Genomic DNA, 22,718 nt, shown 5'->3' on the forward strand with positions numbered 1-22,718 from the left:
TGACCCCTTGTTAATTTAACCAGGCTTCTATCAGTCTCAAAAATCCAAAAAGCCTATTTACAGCCAAATTGACTCGGGCCTTTTTAGTCAGCCCCTAAACAGCTTGGATTCCCGATTACAGTTTCCTTACCGACCAAACGATGCCATTGGTAGTACCGGCACCACCTAAATTGAGGTTAAGCGTGAGACCGTCTGCCACGTATTGAAGGTCCAGAACGTCACCGGCATTCAGTGGAAGATCGCCGGCGACTACCACCGTACCGCTACCCAAAATGGCCCGCAATGTCAGCACCAACACCACGTTGACGTTGAGAATCGGGAAAAGACCCGTCAAAGTCTCGTTACCATTCACCCGCAAGGCGATCCTGGGATCTACGCTGGCTCCCAAGGCTATCGAAATCGCTGCGGTAGTTGTGTAGTTAACGTTGGCTGATACACGGTATCTGCCTGTCGTCGGAACAGTATAAGTTCCGGCGCCGGTGTTCAGCCCGGTTCCGTCGGAATACAAAGTACTGTATCCCGTAATCGCGCTGTTTGCATTGACAGTCAAAGAACTCAGCGTAGCGGTAAAACCAGCAGCGGTAGTCGGAGCGCCATACATGAAAGGTTGCCATGTTGCACCATCAAAATACCAGAAACCGGCGGCGCCGTTGGTCTGATAAACGAGCAGGCCGGTCGCCGGGCTGGCGATGCCTGTCCGTTCGGTATCGGTCATACGCGGGATCAGGAGCCCTTTCGTAGTCGAGGTAACATCCAGCTGTGCACTGGCGTTCGGAGAGATCGTTCCGACACCTACCTGGGCATACACCGTAAAGGTTAGTAGCACAAGCAGGCCTGTTAGTAGCAGTTGATAGTTTTTTTTCATTGGAATGAGATTCGTGGAAAAGTAACAGAGCCCCCGATAAACGGAAGCTCTGTTGTCGGATGGTATTTAGTCGATTCCAACGCCTGCGCTGGCATAGCCGGCAATGGTTGCTGCAATGTCAAGACCCGCTGTAACGTCGGCACCGAATACGAGCAGCAACCTTGTTCCCGCTGTAACAGGAATTGAAAGTCCGGTTGTGGTGCCCGAAGAGGTTGTGCCGATTGCGAGAATGCCCGTCATGGGAGGAGCCAAATTTACCGAAGCACCAGGAACAAGCGTAAAGTTGTTTGATCCAGCCGGAGCCGAGTACAACTGAGCACGTATCGTGATAGTCGATCCGACCAGGGCAAGCGCAGCGGTAGTACTGAAATTGCCGGCGATGGAGGTGATCACACCATCACGTGGAACGGAAAATGCCATGTTGGTAAGATTTGTGGCATTGATTATCCCTCCAACCACTGAAATACCGGGAGCAGAGATTCCAAAACCCATCACTGTGCGGGTATTAAGCAGACCTCCGAGTACCGTGGTCAAAACAGCAGGGGTGCCGGACGCATACGGAATGATAGCACCTCCTCCGGCTGTGGTGGATACGAACGGAACCCAGGCGGTACCATTGTAGTAGTAAAAGCCCGGAGTTGAGTCAGTTTGGAAAATCAAAAGACCAGTAGCCGGGCTTGCGATCAAATTCCGCTCAGCCACGGTCATTCTTGGCGCAAGCAAGCCTTTTGTTGTGGATTGAACGTCCAACTGGGCACTGGCGTTAGGGCTGATAGTCCCGATCCCCACCTGAGCTTGCACGCTGAATGTGAGCAATACGAACAATGCAGTCAACAGTGTCCCTTTCAAAGCGGATGAAAGAGAATCACATTTGTATAGTTTTTTCATGAGGTTGCGATAGTTTAGTGTTTTATGATTTTGATAACCTGGATGGTACCACTGGTTGTCTCAACCTTTACCAGATAGGTTCCGGCGGGGTAGTTTTTTAGGCTAACCTCCTGGCCTGGTTTAGGTTTTGATAGTTCCAGAAACTGGCGGCCGGTTAAATCCGTCATTTTTACACTAGCGAGCGCTTCTTTGGAACCGATCAGCAGCTTGTCGACAACCGGGTTCGGGTATGCACTGATCAGCCCGGCAGATCCCAACCGGATCGACTCTATTTTGCTGTAAGCAAAGCTGCCGTCGGTGTCCACCATTTTCAGCCGATAATACTGCGTGCCATAGCGTTCGGCTGCGTCGTCGAAGGAGTAGTCCTTTTTCGAGTTACTTTCTTTTGCCGCATTGATAGTGCCCAGTACTTTCCATTTTTTAGCATCCTCACTTTGCTGAATCTCGAAGAAATCACTGTTTTTCTCCTCGGAAGTCTGCCAGTAAAGCACTGTTCTGTTCTCCACACGTTTCAAATCGAAGCTAACCAGGTTCACAGGCAATGCATTTTCCTGTGCCGCGGTGAGCGACGTGAAATTCGTAAGCGGCAGGGTGTTGGAAATGTAGTGTTGCCCTACATTGACCGTACTGCCCGTGGTTGACGTAAAAGTGGCATTGCCATGCGTGAGTTGTAACGTGCTTTCGGTGTTGCCATTCAGCTCCGAACCACGGTAGAAGAAACCTGCAACTCCTATGAAATCCACCGGCGTAGTAAAATTGTAAACCCTGGCGATACTGGGTGGTGAGCCCGGAATCGGCGTTGGCGAAATCGTAAGCGTTTGCGAAGCGATAGTGAAATCGACGCTGGGGAGCAGCGTAAGACTGTCGATGAAGACTTGCGTGTTCTGGCCGATAAAGAAACCATCAGTTCCTGCTGTAAACTGTGCGTGTGCGGCCATTGTTGGAAGTAATGCCAACTGGCAAAAAAGCAGATAGCGTTTCATCATAGTGATCGAGATTAAGTGTAAAAGGAAAACGTGACTAATGTGATAATGAACTAAATGTATATAAATATTTAAAGAATATAAGAATTACAAATAAAATTATTTCTACTGATATGTGTCCGATGTGAACTTAGTTTGTAGAGATATATTTACTTTTCGGTAAAAGGGACTATCGATGGCCGATTATTTTTTCGGAAAAAATTAGGGTAAGGCATCATAAGGTTGTCGGTTTGTTGCATGCGGTACTTACCGGTACGCTTGAAGGCCTGCAAGGAGATCGGGTACTGTGTGCATTTAGACAATTATTTCTCAAATGCATTACCCATGAAAAATTTGCTTTTTAATCCATCCCGTCTATTCTTCATCAGCATACTACTGATCACCTGTTCATTCGGCGCGGTAGCGCAACGAGACAGTTCTGCTGCAGTGCACATCGGTTTCATTTACCCGGTAAGCTCGAACGGCAAGCATGCTGCTTCCATTACCAACCGGTTTTCGCTCCATGCCATCGCCGGACTTTCCAAGGCCGAGACGGGCGCATCCATTGCGGGTGTAGCCAATGTAGTGAAGCAAAACGTAAGCGGTGGACAAATCGCCGGTGCCGTGAATGTGATCGGAGGATCTGCGAGCGGTGCACAAATCTCGGGCGTGGCCAACGTGATCGGCGGTGGAGCGACGGGTGCTCAGCTTGCAGGCTTTTCCAATATTACAGGTGGCGAAGCGAAGGGTGCACAGGTGGCGGGTTTTCTGAATCTCTCCGATGCATCGGGAGCGGCGCAGGTGGCCGGTTTTGCGAATATTGCCAAAAAGGACGCAAAAGGACTGCAGCTCGCCGGTTTTCTCAACAAAGGCCGCGATGTGAATGCGCAGGTAGCAGGTTTTGCAAACGTCGCTAAGAAAGTGAAAGGAATCCAGCTGGCCGGTTTGATCAATATTGCCGACAGCAGCGATTACCCGATCGCGATCTTCAACTTTATCAAAAACGGCGAGAAATCGGTTGCCCTTACGATCGACGAAACAATGACGGGCATTGTGTCCTTCCGCTCAGGCGGGCGCGTGCTGTACGGTATCGCTGGGATCGGTTATAATTTCAAAGACAATCCGAAAGCTATGTATGCCGCGGAAGGTGGTTTGGGGGCACACATACCATTAGCCAGTAGCCTGCGGATTAATCTGGAGGCGGTAGGTACCACGCTGACCGATTTCCACGGTGGGAGCTACAACAAAAACTCGCTTCGCATACTACCTGCATTGAAATTAGGCAGCCGTTTCGAGGCATTCGCCGGGCCGACGCTCAATTACGTCTCCTATGATCGCGAAAATGACTATGATTTTATCAAAAAATACATCTGGAAGAACAACAGTTCCAAAGATTTCCAGGGATTGTTCGTAGGGTTTAACGTAGGCATGCAGTACATATTCTGATGCAGGCGCTACGGTTCAGGCTGGCCCTATGGGGCTGGCGTTCCCTCTCTGACCTGATTTTCCTGGTCCTGTTCCGGCTCTGGCAATATCGCCGCAACATGGTGCTGCTGAATATGGCCCGCTGCTTCCCGACGCGTTCGGAAAAGGAAATCAGGCAAATGGTGACCGCCTATTTCCGCCACCTCGCCGATCTCATCGTGGAACCGTTCATGATCGGCGGCGCTGCCCGCGGTAGCCTCGGAAATTTAGTACACTACGAGAATACCGCGCTCATCGAGCGGCTTTTGCACGAGAAAAAGCATATTGTGCTGATGGCCTCACATTATGGGAGCTGGGAATATCTGCTGTCACTCCCGCTGCAAACCGATTGCCAGGTACTGGCCGCGTACTCGCCGGTTTCGAACAAATGGATTGATAACCTGCTGCTGAAAATGCGCGGACGGTTCGGAGCGGTGATGATCCCGAAATCGGAGTGGTACCGACGCACGTTGGGCTGGAATGCCGAGTCGTCCGCGATTTTTGTCACGATCGCCGATCAGCGTCCGCCGGAGTCGGGCAAATACTACCTCAATTTCATGAACCGGAAGACCTTCGTGCAGTCGGGTGCGGCGCGCATTGCCGTGCATCGCGATTGCGCGGTGGTGTACCTGGATGTTACCCGGCGAGCGCGCAATGCCTACGATTTCAGGTTTCGGCTGATCACCTCCCAGCCGCGCGAACTCGGCGAGGCAGGTATTATGGAACATTACTATAAAGCCCTGGAAAACACCATCGAACGGCAGCCGGAGTTTTGGCTTTGGTCACACAACCGATGGAAATTTCATTCGAGGCAGGGCCAGAAGCCGGTCAATGCGTTGAAATTGTTGTAATATTCAGCAAAGGGTAGGACCTATTCCCCAATAGCTAATTTTTTAACTGATTTTGTAAGTATCTAATAGTGAATGTTTTGTATGAAATAGGTTTAGCCGGGAACCATAATTTTACAGGGGGGCGGTCAAACCAATTATTTACTAAAACAAAGCATTATGAGAAAATTAGCATTCATGGGTGTGTTTGTGATCGCCGGGATGGTGGCAGCATGTAATGACGACGACGACGCGACAGACCCAACTCCCGTATTGCCCGAGCTGAAAGTGTCCACAACACTCTCCGGTGCAAACGAAGTACCCGCTAATCCATCAACAGCTACCGGTTCAGTAGATGGTACATTGGATCAGGAGACGAGGATTTTGAGCCTTAACATCATGTACAGTGACTCCGCGGCGTCGGACTCTGCATCGTCCGACTCGCTATTCGTACCAACCGGCTGGCACATCCACAAAGGATCGCCTGATTCGACCGGTGCAGTGGTGATCGACTTCGGCACCGATTTCAAAACACCCTTCGCATTTAAAGACACCCTTACCGAGGCACAAGTGGCCGATCTGAAAGCAGGCTTGTATTATGTAAACATTCATACAGCCAAATATCCGACCGGCGAGATCAGAGGTCAGTTGAAAGCTGAGGAATAACCCGCTGATTCGGCACTCAATGTAGTGCAAAAAACAAGAGCGGCTCCGTGAGGATGCCGCTCTTTTGTTATGAGCTGATAAGTAGTAATACTAGCTTAGAACAGGCCTTTTGCTTTTTCCAGCGCAGTGTCCAGTCCGCTGGCGTCGGAACCACCCGCTGTGGCGAAGAATGGTTGGCCGCCGCCGCCGCCGCGGATTTCCTTCGCGAGATCTTTCACGATCTTGCCCGCATTGAGGCCGGTTTCTTGCACGATATTCTCGGCGATGAATACCGAAAGCTGTGGTTTTCCGCCGATTTCGGCACCAAACACGGCGATCAGATTCTCGACCTGGTCGCGGAGTTCATATGAGAGTTGTTTCAATGAGTCGGCGCTCGGAACATCCACTTTCTGCACGATCAGGTTGAAGGTGCTGTGGGTTTCCATATTTTCGATCAACGCCGTTTTCAACGCCTGAATCTTCTCGTTTTCGAGTGAGGTGATCTTCTTCTGCAACGCCGAGCGCTCTTCGATCAGGCTTTCTACGGCTTTGACAAGGTCCGCCGGGCCTTTGAGCAGGTCTTTGATTTTGTTCAAAGTTTCTTCTTGCTGGCGCATCAGTTCCAATGCTTTCTCTCCGGTTACGGCTTCCACACGGCGTACACCCGCGGATACCGAACCTTCGGAAATGAATTTGAATACGCCGATCTCGCCTGTGGAAGGCACGTGCGTACCTCCGCAAAGTTCGAAAGAGAATTTCGGATCGAAGATAATGAGGCGTACGAAATCGCCATATTTCTCACCGAAAGTAGCCGTAGCACCTGCATCCAGCGCCTGCTGAATAGGTACATTTCTTCTTTCTTCCAATGCGATATTCCCGCGGATCTTCTCATTCACGCGGTCTTCGATTCGGCGCAGCTCTTCGTCGGTCACTTTCGAGAAGTGGGCGAAGTCGAAACGCAATACTTCGTCGTTGAGGAACGAACCTTTCTGGCTCACGTGCGTACCCAACACCTCGCGCATGGACGAGAGCATCAAGTGCGTAGCCGAGTGGTTCGCCTTGATTTTGTTGCGACGGTCAATATCGATTTTGGCAGTGATAATGCCTGCTCCCGATAATGCCTCGTCCAGGTTTTTATCCCGTGAGATATGTACAAAAAGATCGTTTTCCTTTTTGGTGTCGACAATCGCAATCCTCCTTCCTCCCTCTTCCTTTTTCTCCCCATTCAAAATAAGCTCGCCAGTGTCCCCCACTTGTCCCCCCATTTCCGCATAGAAAGGCGTGCGGTCGAGCACGATATGGTATTCTTCGCCAGCCTTGGTTTTTACCTTGCGGTATTTTACAATGTGGCTGTGTGTTTCTTCAAAATCATAACCCAGGAATTCCACGCCGTCATATTCACGCAGCTCCACCCAGTCGGTCGCTTCTTTGGCAGCATCCTGGCGGGAGCGTTTTTTCTGCTCGGCCAAGGCATCCTGGTAGCCCGTTTCATCGATCTGGAAGCTCTTTTCACGTGCGATCAACGCGGTAAGGTCCACAGGGAAGCCGAACGTATCACTCAGTTCGAACACCTCGTCGCCCGGAATGGTATTGAGGCCGGTTTCTTTCAGTCCGGAAATAATGCTGTCGAGCCTTTTCAAACCCGATTCGAGCGTGCGCAGGAAGCTTTTTTCCTCTTCCAAAATCACGCGGGTTACAAATTCTTCCTGGTCTTTCAATTCGGTAAATACATCCTTGAACTGCTCGGCCAATACAGGCACCAGCTTGTGAAAGAACGGCTCCTGGAAGCCCAGGTAGGAGTATCCGTACCGCACAGCGCGACGGAGAATGCGGCGGATCACATAACCCGCTTTTACGTTGGACGGCAACTGGCCGTCGGTAATCGCGAACGAAACCGCACGGATGTGGTCGGAGATTACGCGCATTGCGATATCCGCGAAAGGCTCGTCGTTCTGTCCGTATTTTTTACCGGAAAGCGTTTCCAGCACGCCAATCGTGTTTTGGAAAACATCGGTGTCGTAGTTTGATGTCTTTTGCTGAATAGCCATGCAAAGACGCTCGAAACCCATACCGGTATCGACGTGTGTCGATGGGAGGGGGATCAGCGAACCGTCGGCCTTGCGCTCGAACTGCATGAATACCAGGTTCCAGATTTCCACCACTTGCGGGTGGTCGTTGTTCACGAGCGATTTGCCCGATACCTCGGCTACCTCGGCCGGCGAACGCAAATCGATATGGATTTCCGAGCAAGGGCCGCACGGACCGGTGTCGCCCATTTCCCAGAAGTTATCCTTTTTGTTGCCGAGGATAATGCGGTCTTCACCGACGATACCCTTCCAAAGGTCCCAGGCCTCCTGGTCGAAAGGTACCCCGTCGGCTTCATTGCCTTCAAATACCGATACATACAGCCTGTCTTTCGGCAGTTTGTAAACGTCGGTCAGCAGTTCCCACGCCCAGGCAATGGCTTCTTTTTTGAAATAGTCACCAAACGACCAGTTGCCCAGCATTTCGAACATCGTGTGGTGGTAAGTATCAAAACCCACATCTTCGAGGTCGTTGTGCTTTCCCGACACCCGCAAGCATTTCTGGGTATCCGCGATCCGGCGCGATGGAGGCGTGCCGTTACCGAGGAAAAAGTCCTTGAACTGCGCCATCCCCGAGTTGTTGAACATCAGCGTGGGATCGTTCTTGGCTACCAGTGGCGCCGAGGGTACTATTAAATGCTCTTTGCTGCGGAAAAAATCAAGAAAAGCCTGACGTATTTGATGCGAGGTCATTGTGTCTGTTTTGGTACTATATCATCGTGAAATTTGCCGCAAAGGTACACAGTTGCATTGAGATTAAGTTACTACGGCTCCGCATATTCCAAATTTCAACCTACCCCACAGTACAGGATGGCTTTTTTTAAAATAATTTTCTAATGACTCCAAAAGTGAGTATAAACCCTGAAACGCCTCCTTTTTTACTCATAAAGCTTAACAAACAAATAATACCCAGGATGGTTTAAATCCGGATTTCTGTTTGCTAGGCCCTAAAATTCAATCTACTAATATCGATGAAACCGTTTTCAGAGTTATCGGCTGAGGAGTTGGCAATGGAAAACCTCTTCATAAGATGGGTACGGTTTCCTGATGATCCACCAATCCGCTCGTTTTGGGAAAATTGGATCCTCAAATATCCCGCGCAGAAAGATACCGTAGCCAAAGCCCGCGAGTTGGTGCTGATCGCCTCCGACTGGAAGCCCGACGGCCTTTCCAGCCAGGATGTGAATTCCATCTGGGGGCGCATTATGAGCTCGCTGGACATTATGGGAGATCGTGATTCGCGAAAAAATGTGCAGGACGGACCGGTTAGCAGTCTTTCGGCAGGTAATATCGTCCTGATCCTGATGTCGGTTACGTTTCTGCTTTTTATCTTTTATTTTATATTGGGGAACCACTGAGTCCTCCGACTCCTCGCTGCTTATTTTATTATTTCCTGAAAAATATTGACTTTTTTAAGGGTGATCGGGCAATTCTGCGTCACCTTAAAATCATTGTGCAGTTACATACTGCCAATGGGTCCCTAAACCGAAAATTTGCCAATCTCAGCGAAAATGGAAGATCTAAACCTGACTAACGATCCACCACTGTGGAACATGCTAAGGGCCGGAAGCGGCGAGGCATTCGAGCAGATTTTCAGGCATTATTATCCGTCGCTGCTCAATTACGGGCTTCGCTTCAACAAGGATGACGAGGAGGTGAAAGATTGCATTCAGATACTTTTCATGAATATCTGGGAGCGAAAAGCTTTTCTCGGCAATTCGGATTCTATTCGGAACTACCTGCTCGCATCCCTTCGACGTTTGATCCTCAAACGGGCAAAGGCAAATCCGATGACGATCACGCTCGAAGATGACGATTCGCTTTTTCACGTTGAACTGTCCGCGGAAATGCAGATGATCCACGATCAGACGCTCAAAGAAAACGTGCTTTCGCTGCAAAACGCGATTCAGAACCTTCCAGCGAGGCAGAAGGAGGCATTATACCTGCGGTTTTACAACGACCAGTCGTTCGGTGAGATCGCGCTCATCATGAACATTTCTACCCGGGCCGTTTACAAACTGATTTATAAAGCGCTGGATGCATTGAATGAGGAGCTTGCGCCTCAGGGACGTGACGTGCCTTTTGTGCTGGGCATATACATGGCATTACTGGGTGCCGGAAGCGTCGTGGGTGAGGGTGTAGAAGTTATTAAGGAGTTTATGTAAAAATTTTTACAAAAAATTTACCCGGTCGAGGGTCACTTCCTGTTTATTCTGGCTTTATCAAAGTAAAGAATAAAAATTATCCTATTGGAAGCGCACAAATACGACCGGTTTGACTACAAGGATTTCGTCCTCGACGAAGATTTTCGTGCGTGGCTCAACGGCACCGCCCCCGAAAAAGACCAGCTGTGGGAGAAATGGCTTCTTGCCAATCCATCCCGCCATCCTGAAATTGAAAAAGCCCGGAAAATTGTCCTTGCCCTGAATTTTCAGGGTAAATCTGTCCCGGATTACGACATCGGGCAACAATGGAAACGCCTCGAATCATCCATCGCCGCATCCGAAGCCGCGAAAGAGGGTGAAACACCATCCCGCATTCGCAGTTTCACCTGGATTTGGAGACTCCTCGCAGCCGCATGTGTGGTGGTAGGAGCTTTTTTATTTGTAAACCGCTACCTCACCGGGCATCATGCCCCGGCCTCGGCCTATGTGCCGGTGGAGCACAAGACGGCGAATGGCCAGCAACGCAAGCTGCTGCTTCCGGACGGTACCCGTGTGACGCTGAATGCTGGTTCCGCTATTTCTTATCCCCAGGAATTTGAAGAAGATGTCCGTAAAGTAAGTCTCTCAGGTGAGGCATTTTTCGACGTCAAACGGAACGAAAAAGCGCCGTTCGTGATCATCACCGGTGATGTAGTGACCAAAGTGCTGGGTACCTCATTCAACATCAGGGCCTATCCCGAAAACAAGGCCGTGCAAGTGGCGGTGGTGAGCGGCAAGGTGAAAGTGAATGCCCAAATAGGCTCGGAGGACCAGAATGCGTGCGTCTTTTTGAGCAAAAGTGAAATGGCGACTTTTCAGAAAGAAGCCGGTGAGCTCATCGTGAGCACCTACGACGAAAAAGAGCAGATCGGCTGGAAAGACGGGATGCTCTACTTCCAGAAATCAGATTTCCATTCCACCATTCTTAAACTGGAACGCTGGTATGGCGTAAAGTTCGAGGTGGCGCCGGGCGTGCGCATGGATGCCGACTGGCGGTTCAGCGGGAAGTTCCAGGATAAGCAGCTCGATTACATCCTCGGGGTGATGAGTTATCCCGGCAGGTTCTCCTATAAGATCAATAACAGCGTTGTCAAACTCCAATAACAGAAACCACCGTATGCGGTCCGACACCTCCTGAAAAAAGAACCGGTAACCATCGCTGATTACCGGTCCGTGTGACTTTCCCGTGCTAAGAGTTGGCGCTCAATCAGGTAACGGGGAGAGTCACGTGTAATGAACGTGAAATTCAAAACGATCAAAAATATGCAATATAAACTACTACGACAAATTGTAGCGATGTCTAGGTATGCGGTTATCGGGACGGTTTTGCAATGCATTTTTGCGGGTTTACTGTCGGCTTCGGATGGTAAAGCCCAGGAGCAGAGCATTGAGAAAATCTACATTTCCATCGACCTGCACAACGTGCCGCTGGAAGATGCCTTTGTGGTGATCAACGACAAAACCAATTTCAATTTTCAGTACGATCACAAACTCGTACAGAACAAAACGGTTGACCTCAGCTTTCCGCAGGCGAGTGTGGGAAAGCTGCTGCGGCATATTTCGCAGGAGACGAGCCTCAGTTTCAGCAGGGTCAACGAAACCATTTATGTTTCCAATGCCAAAAAGCTCGCTGTGACCGAGGTGCTCAATGGCACTTCGGTGTTTAAAGCGTCGGCCACGGGCAAATCCGATGTATTCGCGGGTTCCGCTGAGGCCTATCATGCGCAGCGGCTCCGTCAGGTGATGGAGAATGCGATCGCTTCGCTGACTGTAACGGTAGCGGGGGTGATCCGGGACGAAAATGGCAATGGCCTGCCGGGGGTTAATGTAGTCGAAAAAGGGACGCTCAACGGGCTTTCGACGGATACCGAAGGGAAGTACAAAATTACCGTTACCAATAACGCTTCGATATTGGTATTCAGTTATATAGGTTATGTTTCCCAGGAAATACAGGTCGCAGGCCGTCGCTCACTGGACGTGAAACTGGTGCCCGAAAACAAGGCGCTGGAAGAGGTGGTCGTGGTGGGTTATGGCACGCAGCGCAAGGAGAGTGTGGTAGGGGCTATTTCTCAGGTAGATAACAAAGCCCTCATGCGCGCGGGTACGTCCAACGTTACGAATGCGCTGGCGGGCAAGCTTTCGGGCGTGCTCACGATGCAGCAAAGCGGCGAGCCGGGCAGTGACCATTCCGAGATCGTGATTCGCGGACTTTCGAGCTGGAACGGCTCGCAGCCACTGGTAATGGTGGACGGCGTGGAGCGCGATTTCCGCGACATGGATCCCAATGAGATCGCAACCATATCCGTATTAAAGGATGCTTCGGCCACAGCCGTTTTCGGTGCGAAAGGGGCTAACGGGGTAATTATTGTTACCACCAAACGCGGCACGATCGGAAAGCCCAAACTCGATTTTACAGGTTCGTACGGTCTGGCAAAAGCGACGCGCATTCCAGACCACATCAGTTCCTACCAGACGATGTCGATGTATAACCAGGCGTTGATGAACGGTCAGCAGTTTACTGACCTCATTCCGCAGAATGCATTGAACGAATACCGGAACCCGTCGACGCCGCTCAACAGCCTGCGCTACCCGGATGTGAACTGGTTCGATATTATGACCAAGCCGTTTGCGACCAATGCGAATGCGAACTTCAACGTTTCGGGCGGTACCAATTTTATCAAGTATTTCGCGTCGCTGGGCTATGCTTATCAAGGCGATTTTTTCAAGGCCTATCACAAAGGTTACGACGATACCCGCTACTGGTACAACCGGTTCAACTACCGCACCAACATCGATTTTAACCTCACCCGAAATACGACATTGACGCTGAATGTGGGTGGGGAAACGGGTATCAAAAATCAGCCGAACAACTCTCCGTGGAGGAACTTGTATTCTACTGGCCCATCGCGTTACCCGGCTTATTTCCCTGCCTGGGTGCTTGAACAAGTGCCTGATCCCGATTATCCGGGAGCAACCGGCGACCGTTTAGCCATGAACTTCGGGGAGTTTACCGGTAACCCGTACACTTCCATGAACCAGGGATCTTTTAACCGATACCTGGATTCGAAGCTTTTCACCGACCTTATTCTCGACCAGAAACTGGACGCGATCACCAAAGGACTGTCCGTGAAAGGAAAGGTCTCCATGAGCACCTATTACCGCAACCGCTCGCTCACAGCCAGCTATTCTTTTCCTGAATATCAGTTGAATTACGATAAAATAGGCACCGAGGAAAACCCGTGGTTCAGGGCGGGGCAGGGTAATGAGGTTTTCGAACAATCACCGCTGGATATTAATGTGGGAGAGTTGGAAAATGACTATTACAAAGATTTTTACTACGAACTCTCTACCAGCTATAACCGTGCATTCGGCAAACACAGCGTGACCGGGCTCGTACTCGTGAACCGCCAGCAGAAGGATAAGACGACCGACTTTCCCTATTACAACCAGGGGCTCGTGAGCCGTGCTACCTATGATTATGCCAACAAATATCTGCTCGAACTGAACGTGGGCTACACCGGCTCCGAACGTTTCGCGCCGGGCAAGCGGTATGGCTTTTTCCCCTCGGGAGCGATCGGCTGGGTGGTGTCGGAGGAGAAGTTCTTCAAAGACCGCATACCCTGGATCAGCAAGCTGAAACTCCGCTATTCGGATGGCAAAGTGGGAAGCGATATCGCCGATAACCGGTGGCTGTACCTGAGCGAGTTTTTCAAGGATAATGCAGGCTATATTCACGAAGACCTCGGCCCGAACCTGGTTTCGCAATGGGAAGAAGCCCGCAAGCGCGACTTCGGGATCGAGCTGGGACTCTGGAACGATACCTTCACATTCGGCGTCGACCTTTTCGACGAGCGCCGTCAGAAAATGCTGCTGATCCCGCAGAGTGTAACTATGCTGGTAGGCAACTCATTTAAAGAGCTGAACCTCGGCCGGTTGAAAAAGCATGGCATCGAGCTCGAAACGGAATATCGTAACCACACCGCTTCGGGCCTCAACTATTTTGTGAAAGGGATTTTCGGGTTTAATGAAAACCGCATTCTGTTCAAAGACGATTTGCCCTATGCTTACGATTACCAAAAAGCAGCCGGCAAGCCGCTGGGCGCGCAGCTGAGCGGTGTTGAACTGACAGGCAGCGGCTACTATACCTCCGTGGACGATATTCATAATAACGTTTCGGCGATTGACCTGCAAAAACTGAATGTAGGCGACTACAAATTCCTCGACTACAATGGCGATGGAAAAGTGACCAACCTGGACAAATACCCGGTCCCCGGCTCCGACTACCCGCCGATCACCTATTCATTTTCAGCCGGTTTTACCTGGAAAAAGTTTGACTTCAACTTCATGTTCCAGGGTAATGTGGGTAAATACGTGGAGTTCAACCAACCTTACGAGGTGGAATTTATCAAGGGCGACTGGCGCGTGCACGCATCGCAGCTCGACTATTGGACGCCTACCAATCCGGGAGCGAACCACGCCACGCTGCATTACTCCGGCGGCGGCAGTACCGACAACCTCTTCTGGGGTGGAGGCGAGGCTGACAGGGGCTTCGATATTATGATCGAGAACCGGTTCTGGCGGAATTCCAATTATTTGAGATTGAGGGAGGTATATGCTTCCTATACATTCAATTCCAAATTCCTCCGGCGTGTTATCGGTACTTCCAACCTGGTGTTTTTCGTGACGGGCAATAACCTGTGGACCTTCACCAAGCTCATCGAGGGCGACCCGGAAAGGAAAGATTTCAACCAGGGTTTTTACCCCCAAATGAGCACTGTGAAATTTGCGATCAGGGCTGCATTCTAACCCAAACCAACTGATGATGAAAAGATTAATTACGATACTTTGTGTACCGGTGCTGTTGATTTTGCTTCTCGGTTCGTGCGTGGAAGATTATCTCGACAAAGCACCTGAGTCGGGGCTTACTCCCGACGATGTTTTTTCCAAGTACGAAAACTTCAAAAAGTACTTCGATGATATTTATGAGGGCAATAGGCTCGACGGTAAAGACTGGCGTGCTTATAATATCAAGAATGGCTACTCACTCTATTTCGATTTCTGGGACCAGAAGTATACCCTCGAAGCGCTGACCGACATGAGTGATATGGGCCGTGTGATGGATGCGCAGGTGATCAAAAGCGGTCAGATTTCTGCGATTATCAACAAGATGACCTACGACCCGTCGCGTCGGCCGATACTCGGTTCGATGTTTTACATCATTCGCAAATGCAATACGACATTGAAAAACATCGGGATGCTCAAAGATGCCAGCCCGGTGGATATCAATGATTTCAAAGGCCAGGCGCATTTCATCCGGGCATTCGCGCACTTCGAACTGTTCAGGTTGTGGGGGCCGATGCCTTACCTGACGACCGTGATGGGCCAGGATGATGAATGGGATGTTCCGCGGCTCTCAAAACGCGAGACGCTGGTTCGCATTGCGATGGACATGGATAGTGCTGCCGCCTATTTCGAACAGGCCGACCTCATGCGTCGCGACCCGGGCCCGGGTGTAGCGGGGCATTTGAACAACCCCGAACAAAAGCGCCCTACCGGCGTGGCTGCCAAGGCATTCAAGGCGCGCGCGCTGCTGTATGCGGCCAGTCCGTTGAACAACGAGAAAGGCAATGCCGATTGGGAAGACGCCGCAAAGGCCAGCTGGGAAGCGATTCAAATCGCCGAAAAGTATGGCTACGACCTGCTGTCGCTCGATGATTACAAGAAAAACTACATTGGCACCACCTATTCCAATGAGCAGCTCTGGGCATGGTATGCCGGTACAAAAACCTATAACGCCGGTGACCTGAACGGGCAGATGAATGGCGTTTTCGGAGGAGGTAAGACAGGCTGGTCGGGTGAATGCCCTACACAGAATACGGTAGACAAGTTCGAAACCAAATGGGGCGAGCCTTTGAATACCCCCGCCGACCGCCAGGCCGCCATAGCAGCGGGGCATTATAACGATCAGGATCCGTACAAGGACCGCGACCCGCGTTTTTACATTGATATTATTTACAATTCCGCGCCGGTACCAGGTTACGGCAATGCCAAGATCTACTACGAAACCAAAGATGGTGCCGCTGTTTACGGTCAGTTGCTCGATCAGTCGTACGCGGGCATTACCCGCACCGGTTACTACGAGCGCAAAACCTGGGGTGAGCAGAGCGTAAACAACAAAACGACCCCGCAATACACCGATCCGCTGATACGCCTGGGTGAACTCTACCTCAACTACGCTGAGGCCGCCAACGAGGCTTACGGGCCGAATGGCACCGCCCCGGGCGCGTCTATGACGGCACTGCAGGCGCTCAACCGCATCCGCACACGCGCAAACATGCCTAATGTGTTGCCGGCCTATGCTTCCAGCAAGGACAAGCTCCGCGACCGCATCAAGAACGAACGCACCATAGAGCTGTGCTTCGAGGGCGGGCACTATTACCACGACATCCGTCGCTGGAAGGACGCCCCGAAAGTGATGGGCGGTACGCTCATCCGAATGGACGTCGAAAAGGTGGCCGTAAGCACCACTTACCCGACGGGCTTCAAGTATACCCGCATGCCGCTCTCGGCCGACCGCCAGGTGCGCTGGAAAGAAGCCATGTACTACCTGCCATTCAACACGGAGGATATGTACAAAATGAAAAATTTCGTCCCTAACGAAGTCTGGTAACCTGTAACGCTCAATTCAATGATGAAAAAAGTAATCCATTATACAGCGCAGGCGGCTATCGGAATGATCATACTCTGCCTGCTGTGGAGCAGCAATGTGTTCGCCCAGGACAAGCAGGCCAAAAAGCCGAAGCCTGTGAATGTAAGCCTGAAAGTAACCGATGAAAACGGTAACCCGATCCCGAATGCATCGGTGGTGGTAGGCGAGGGCCAAATCCACGCGGAAACCAATGCGGACGGCGACTTTGATTTTAAAGCATTGCCGGAGGATTTCGTGACGGTTTCCTCGTATGGTTATAGCAAATCGGTTTCGCTCGTAGGCGATATTGCTGCCAATAGTGTGGTAGAACTGAAAAAGGCGAAACTGTTTGCGACACCCGATGACGCCGTGCCGATGCCTTTTATGAATTTGTCGAAACGGATGGCCACGGGGAGTTATGTGACGCTGAAAACCGCCGATCTTGAAAAATATCCTACTAACGACCTCCGCAATGCATTTGCCGGACTGGTGAACGGCCTGGAAGTGGTGGAACGCGACGGTTCGCCCGGCCTCACCGCCGAAGAGGAACTCGGAAATTTCAGGATCACGGAAAAGATCGGTATTGCAACCCGCGGGCGCAGCCCGATTTTCATTATCGACGATGTGCCGACGGACATTACAGAAATGCCCATCGATCCGCAGGAAATTGAGTCAGTGACGATCATCAAGGATATCGTAGGTAAAGCCATGCTCGGTCCAAGGGGGGCCGACGGCATTATTTATATTAAAACAAAAAGAGGAAAGGTAAATGAGCGCGTGCTGAGCGTGAATGCCGAGCAAGGCGTGAGCGTGGTGGACCGGTTCCCAGGTTGGGCGTCGGGTGCGGAATATGCGCAGCTCAATAATGTGGCAAGAACAAACAGCGCCCTCACACCGCTTTATAATGAGAGCGACATTGCTGCCTATTCAAAAAACAACCCGTACGATCTTTACCGCCCCAGCGTAGATTTCCGGAACCTGATGCTGAAAAACTCGAAGCCGTTCACGAGGGTTAATCTTTCGTCGACCGGAGGGAATGAAACCGTTCAGTACAGCGCCTATCTGGGGTACAATGGCGAAGGGGATATTTACAAGATCGGCGCTAAATCGGATTATAACCGCGTCAATGTCCGGTCTAATATCGATATCAAGATCAATCCGCTCATCAAGGTCAAGTTCGATTTTTTCGGCGGACTTACCCTGCGGCGTTCCCCTAATTATGGCTATAACTCGAACTTCACCAGCGACGACGGCAATACCAACACCGCGCTAGACCTCGTGGAGTTCAACTCGGCTATCAACGACATTACCAACACGCCGCCGATCGCATTTCCGGTGTATGCCGCATTTGCAGACAACCCAGTGGCGCCGTGGTATGGGGTAAGTTCCAATTTCAAAACCAACCCGATCGGGAACCTCATGCACAATGGGTACTATACCGAAACCGGGCGTACGGGTGCTTCCAATATTACATTCGAATACGACCTGAGAGAATTGGTACCCGGGCTCAAATCGACGACCTATGCCGGTTTTAACCTTTTCAATAGCCTCAGGATCGGGAAGGCCGAAGATTACATCGCCTACATTGTAACGCCCGGCAAAACCAATGCGGGCATCGACACAATCCGCCTTTCCAAAGTCCACGACGGCGTGGATATGGCAGGGCAGGCCAAGCTCCACGACTACTATTCACAGCGGTTCGTGGTGTATGAAAACCTGAGCTATGAAAAAAACTGGGGTGTTCACAGCATTCAGGCCGGGCTTACGTATTACCTCGGAAAATCGTCGCGCAACGGTATTGAAGAGCCTCAGCGGCAGCAGAATGCAGTTTTTAATGGAATATATTCCTTCAAAGACCGCTATGTATTCCAGGGTGTGCTCAATTATGCGGGTACTTATAGTTTCGATAAAGACAAACGTTACGCGATGTTCCCGGCGGCGGGTGTGAGCTGGGTGATTTCGGAAGAAGGGTTCTTGAAGAACCTGAAAGCGATTGATTACCTCAAAATCAGGGTGGAGGCCGGTATGCTGGGTTATGAAAGTTTCCTGCCGCCTTTCTATTACCTCGACCGTTGGGCGGTTAACTCGACCGGCTCCGCATTCGGCCCTTACTCGACAGGCCAGTGGTTTGGCAGTAATACCGACAACCTTGCCTACCGTACCACACAAGGCCGCGTCGGCAATCCTGACCTGACCTGGGAGAAACGCAAGGAGTTCAGCATCGGAATCGACGGATTATTCCTGAAACGCAGGCTCTCGGTGGAGATTAACTATTTCAATAACCTGCGCGACGGCATTGTGTCGCAGCTTGCGAATACGCTGCCGCTCGTGGTGGGCGTGTCCGGCGCCCGTCCGTGGTATAACTATAATAAAATCCGCAGTTTTGGGGTTGAGGCTGCGTTGCAGTTCACAGAGCGCGTGGGCGACGTTCGCTTTTCGATCGGTGGTAATGCCACCATGCAGAACAGCGAAGTCCTGAAATGGGACGAGCCCAACTACCGTTTTGACTACCAGACCCGCGTCGGAAAGCCTACCGACGCTTACTGGGGGCAGACCTACATTGGCAAGTTTGCTACCGATGCCGAAACCGGCGTTATCCGCCAGGTTTACGACGACGACCTCAAAGCCGGCGACCTCAAATACCTTGACCGGAACGGCGACGGCATCGTGGACGATAACGACCAGGTGCAGATCGGCAACACTTCGCCGCGGCTGATCTACGCATTGAACCTGAAACTCGCTTACCGCAATCTCGAACTCACCGCCATCGGAACCGGGCGTGCTTTTTACCAGCTCCCACTCACCAACAAGTATTTCTGGAACGGCTGGGGCGATAACAACTACTCCGATTTTGTGAAAGAGAATATGGACGGCCAATACCCGCGCCTGACTTATTATAAGGTAAATAACAACTTCGTCACCTCGGATTTCTGGCTGCGCGATGGTGGGTTTTTCAAAATTCAGAATGTGGAACTCGCCTATAATGTGCCGGTACGCCTGGGTAACATCATCGGCGCGCGCGGTATCCGTGTGTATGTGCGCGGGGCTAACGTGCTGACTTTCTCGAAGATTAAAGATGTGGATCCGGAGTCGATCAATTCCGGGATTACCAGCTATCCGTTGTTCCGCACATTTACCGGCGGGGTTAAACTGACATTTTAAAGCCAGAGCTATGCATTTGAAATCATTTTATATCAAAAACATCCTGTCGCTGGCGCTTGCCGCATTCGCTTTGACATCGTGCGTCGATTACCTGGAACCTTATCCGAACGGTAACCGCACCACGGAAGATATCTGGAAATACCAGGATATGGTGCAGGGCCTTGTCGGACAGAACTACGACGTAATGCCCCGTAACTACAACGACAACGAGGGAGTGTACCTCGACGGCGCGACAGATGACGTTGTCATCACTAGTACCACCCACGCATTGACCCGCTTTGCCCTGGGCTCACTGCCTACCAGCCAGGATCCTTTTCGTACCTATTGGGACAGGGACTACCGGTCGATTTACCTGGTGAACCTGTTTTTGAAAGACCGCCGTGGTTACAACACCCGCTTTCTGGTAGATCCGCATCTGGACAGCCTGGTCAAGAACCGTTTGCAGGGCGAGGCTTACGCTTTACGGGCATGGTTTGAATGGGACCTGCTGCAAAAGTTCGGCGGGAGCGCGAATGGTCAGTTGCTTGGCTTTCCGATCGTGCTTGAACCCGTGGATGTAAAAGCGGAAACAAACCTCAAACGCAACACTTACGAAGAATGCGTGAAGCAGATCATCGCCGATTGCGACTCGGCCTACAAGTACCTGCCCATTGCCCACCGCGATTTCCTCGTCAAGAACACCAACGACCGGGCCTATGCCGGCGGCCGGTTCTGGGGCCGGATGGACGGCATCACTACCAGGGCTATCAAAGCTTTGGTATACCTTACCTGGGCCAGCCCGCGCTTCAATCCATCCAACGATATGACGCGTTGGGACCTTGCCGCACAGAACGCGAAGGAGGTGATCAATTTCAAAATGAAGACCGACGCGGTTACCAATGGTTTTAATGTGAAAAAGGGGGTCAACTGGTTTGATCCCAACTTCCCGGGCATCGTGTGGGCATCGCGTTATAACAATGCGAACGACGCCATGGAGCGCATGTACTACCCGGGGGGCTTTCAGGGAACAGGCTCGGTAGGTGCCACGCAGGACCTTGTGGACGCATTTCCGATGAAAAACGGCTATCCTATCACCGACCCGCGCAGCAACTACGACCCCGCAAACCCTTACGCCGACCGCGATCCGCGTTTCTACGCCGCTATTTTTCACAATAATGCCAAAGCAATACGGATCAACTCGGACAAGGTGATGTACACCTTCGAGAACTGGCAGAATGCGAAAGATGCCGCCGGACCTGCGGTGAACAGCCGCACTAATTACCATATCAAGAAAATGGTGTTCATGGGTCTTAACTGGTCGGACAACTCCATCAACCGCCAGCCGCATTCGAAGTTCTTTATCCGCTGGGAGCATATGCTGCTCACCTTCGCGGAGGCGGCTAATCAGGTGGAAGGGCCCGATGGAGGCAAGTACGGCATATCAGCCAAAGAAGCAATGGAATACCTTCGGAAGAAAGACAATAGCGACGGCGGCAAGGGCTTCGATAAAGATCCGTATTTCACCGAAGTCGCGTCGAAAGGAAAGGTGGCTTTCAATGAGTTTATCAAGAATGAGAGACGTATTGAAACATGCTTCGAGGGCATGCGCTTCTTCGACATCCGCCGCTGGACGACCAACCTCACCGACCTGAACAAGCCTGTTCGGATGGCGAAAGTTACCCGTAATTCCGATGGAACATTTCAATACAAGCTCGACGAGGTAGTGGAAGCGAGATCGTATGCATCCGCATTCCTGCCGATCCCTTATGACGAAATGCTGAGAATGTCTAACCTGGTACAAAACGATGGCTGGGAGGCCTGGAAATAAACATGAATGCTATGAAAAAGAAAATTGCTGTCGCCCTCGGGCTTACCATGGCCCTCAGTGCCTGCTATGACGACTACATCAAAGATTTCGATTACACCTCGGTGTATTTTATGTACCAGACCAACGCGCGCACGTTCGTGGTGGGTGAGGGGATGAGCATAGAGGTAGGCGCTGCGCTGGCGGGTGTGCGTGAAAACAGGCAGGACCGCGTGGTAGGGTTTCAAATGGACGCTGCGCTGGTGAATGCGAATGCGCTGCAAGCTATGAAGGCCGGAGCAGGCTACATTCGGGAAGCGGTGAGCGGCGTGGATACGCTGAAACCGCTGCCTGCCGATTATTTCACGATTTCCGATAATTCAAAAATGGTGATCAAGGCTGGTACGCACATGGGCTCGGTGGTAATCAAGGCCGATTCGGCAAGGTTTTTGAAAGACGCCGCGACGATTCGCGCAGGCTATGCGATCCCATTCTACATTACCTCCGCCGACGCGGATTCGATCGTTCGTGCGAAGCGTTCGGCGGTGGTCGCGCTCAAATACGAGAATATGCTTTTCGGCAACTACTGGCATGGCGGCGTGACGACCGTGAAGGACGCCACAGGCAAAGTGGTGAAGACCGTGAAGTATTACACGACAATTCCTTCGCCGGAAGCCAAGATATTTAAGTTAAAAACCGTGGCCCCCGACGCCCTCGTGACCAACATGATCAGCGACCAGGAAGGCTCCTTTAAGATTACGCTGGACGGAACTGCTATTAAAATCAGTAAAGCGGATGGTTCGGTAGTCAATGTGAAGCCTGATGGAGCGAGTACTTTCAACCGGGCAAAGCTGTTGCAGGAGCGTAAATTGTATTTGAGTTATCAATATGAAAATGAGGATGGTACGACGTCTTTCGCACAGGATACACTCACTTTCAGGAACCGTATCCGCGACGGTGTGAACGAGTGGCAGGATGAGAATCCGGACCATTATAAATAGGTGTCAGATTACCGCTTCATCAGCATTCTGAGTGCCATATTTGCTGGGTAATACTCTTACTAAATATTGTTTAAGTGCAATATTTTGGCGGGGTATAACTAGTGGATATGGCATTTTTGTATTCGTTTGTGCAAATATTTTATAA

General features: G+C 51.1%; 15 protein-coding genes. 11 read left to right on the forward strand and 4 right to left on the reverse strand.

What is annotated here, in order from left to right:
- Positions 1–115 precede the first annotated feature (115 nt).
- The 3 genes from CLV60_RS23995 to CLV60_RS24005 all read right to left on the reverse strand — a co-directional run bounded on the left by CLV60_RS23995 (position 116) and on the right by CLV60_RS24005 (position 2,739).
- On the reverse strand, positions 116–865 hold the full coding sequence (locus CLV60_RS23995) for a phage tail-like protein (RefSeq protein ID WP_106597934.1): 750 nt from the start codon (positions 863–865) through the stop codon (positions 116–118).
- Between the two features lie 66 nt (positions 866–931).
- Positions 932–1,753 carry an exosporium glycoprotein BclB-related protein gene (locus CLV60_RS34935; RefSeq protein ID WP_106597935.1) on the reverse strand — a complete coding sequence of 274 codons (822 nt, stop codon included), beginning with the start codon at positions 1,751–1,753 and terminating at the stop codon, positions 932–934.
- Positions 1,754–1,767: 14 nt separating this feature from the next.
- Positions 1,768–2,739, reverse strand: a complete 972-nt coding sequence (locus tag CLV60_RS24005; RefSeq protein WP_106597936.1) for a T9SS type A sorting domain-containing protein — start codon at positions 2,737–2,739, stop codon at positions 1,768–1,770.
- A 321-nt stretch (positions 2,740–3,060) separates the two neighbouring features.
- On the opposite strand from CLV60_RS24005, the gene CLV60_RS24010 reads away from it, so the two are divergent.
- The 3 genes from CLV60_RS24010 to CLV60_RS24020 all read left to right on the forward strand — a co-directional run bounded on the left by CLV60_RS24010 (position 3,061) and on the right by CLV60_RS24020 (position 5,672).
- On the forward strand, positions 3,061–4,161 hold the full coding sequence (locus CLV60_RS24010; protein ID WP_106597937.1) for a hypothetical protein: 1,101 nt from the start codon (positions 3,061–3,063) through the stop codon (positions 4,159–4,161).
- Positions 4,161–5,030 carry a lysophospholipid acyltransferase family protein gene (locus CLV60_RS24015; protein ID WP_106597938.1) on the forward strand — a complete coding sequence of 290 codons (870 nt, stop codon included), beginning with the start codon at positions 4,161–4,163 and terminating at the stop codon, positions 5,028–5,030. Before CLV60_RS24010 ends, CLV60_RS24015 begins: the two co-directional genes overlap by 1 nt.
- Positions 5,031–5,186: 156 nt before the next feature.
- Complete coding sequence (locus tag CLV60_RS24020) at positions 5,187–5,672, forward strand: CHRD domain-containing protein (RefSeq protein ID WP_106597939.1); 486 nt, start codon at positions 5,187–5,189, stop codon at positions 5,670–5,672.
- Positions 5,673–5,767: 95 nt separating this feature from the next.
- Here the strand turns inward: CLV60_RS24020 and alaS are convergent, their stop codons facing one another.
- Entirely contained in the window at positions 5,768–8,428 is a 2,661-nt protein-coding gene (gene alaS, locus CLV60_RS24025; RefSeq protein WP_106597940.1) for an alanine--tRNA ligase, read from the reverse strand.
- 278 nt (positions 8,429–8,706) lie between these two features.
- Here alaS and CLV60_RS24030 point away from each other — a divergent pair, with 278 nt between their 5' ends.
- The 8 genes from CLV60_RS24030 (at position 8,707) to CLV60_RS24065 (ending at position 22,573) form a co-directional block, all read left to right on the forward strand.
- Positions 8,707–9,093, forward strand: coding sequence for a hypothetical protein (locus CLV60_RS24030; RefSeq protein WP_106597941.1), 387 nt, complete (start codon positions 8,707–8,709; stop codon positions 9,091–9,093).
- Between the two features lie 153 nt (positions 9,094–9,246).
- Positions 9,247–9,900 (forward strand): RNA polymerase sigma factor, encoded by a 654-nt coding sequence (locus CLV60_RS24035; RefSeq protein WP_106597942.1) that lies wholly within the window; start codon positions 9,247–9,249, stop codon positions 9,898–9,900.
- A gap of 84 nt (positions 9,901–9,984) precedes the next feature.
- A complete protein-coding gene (locus CLV60_RS24040; RefSeq protein ID WP_106597943.1) occupies positions 9,985–11,043 on the forward strand; it encodes a FecR family protein in 1,059 nt (352 codons plus the stop codon).
- 159 nt (positions 11,044–11,202) lie between these two features.
- Entirely contained in the window at positions 11,203–14,745 is a 3,543-nt protein-coding gene (locus tag CLV60_RS24045; RefSeq protein ID WP_229211108.1) for a SusC/RagA family TonB-linked outer membrane protein, read from the forward strand.
- Positions 14,746–14,758: 13 nt separating this feature from the next.
- Entirely contained in the window at positions 14,759–16,609 is a 1,851-nt protein-coding gene (locus tag CLV60_RS24050) for a RagB/SusD family nutrient uptake outer membrane protein (protein ID WP_211302272.1), read from the forward strand.
- Between the two features lie 18 nt (positions 16,610–16,627).
- A complete protein-coding gene (locus CLV60_RS24055) occupies positions 16,628–19,789 on the forward strand; it encodes a SusC/RagA family TonB-linked outer membrane protein (protein WP_170118852.1) in 3,162 nt (1,053 codons plus the stop codon).
- A gap of 10 nt (positions 19,790–19,799) precedes the next feature.
- Positions 19,800–21,596: a RagB/SusD family nutrient uptake outer membrane protein gene (locus CLV60_RS24060; protein WP_211302273.1), complete on the forward strand. Its 1,797-nt coding sequence runs from the start codon at positions 19,800–19,802 to the stop codon at positions 21,594–21,596.
- Between the two features lie 11 nt (positions 21,597–21,607).
- Complete coding sequence (locus CLV60_RS24065) at positions 21,608–22,573, forward strand: DUF1735 domain-containing protein (protein WP_106598146.1); 966 nt, start codon at positions 21,608–21,610, stop codon at positions 22,571–22,573.
- The last annotated feature ends 145 nt before the right edge of the window (positions 22,574–22,718 follow it).

This window comes from Dyadobacter jiangsuensis, from assembly GCF_003014695.1.
GTDB classification, from domain to species: domain Bacteria; phylum Bacteroidota; class Bacteroidia; order Cytophagales; family Spirosomataceae; genus Dyadobacter; species Dyadobacter jiangsuensis.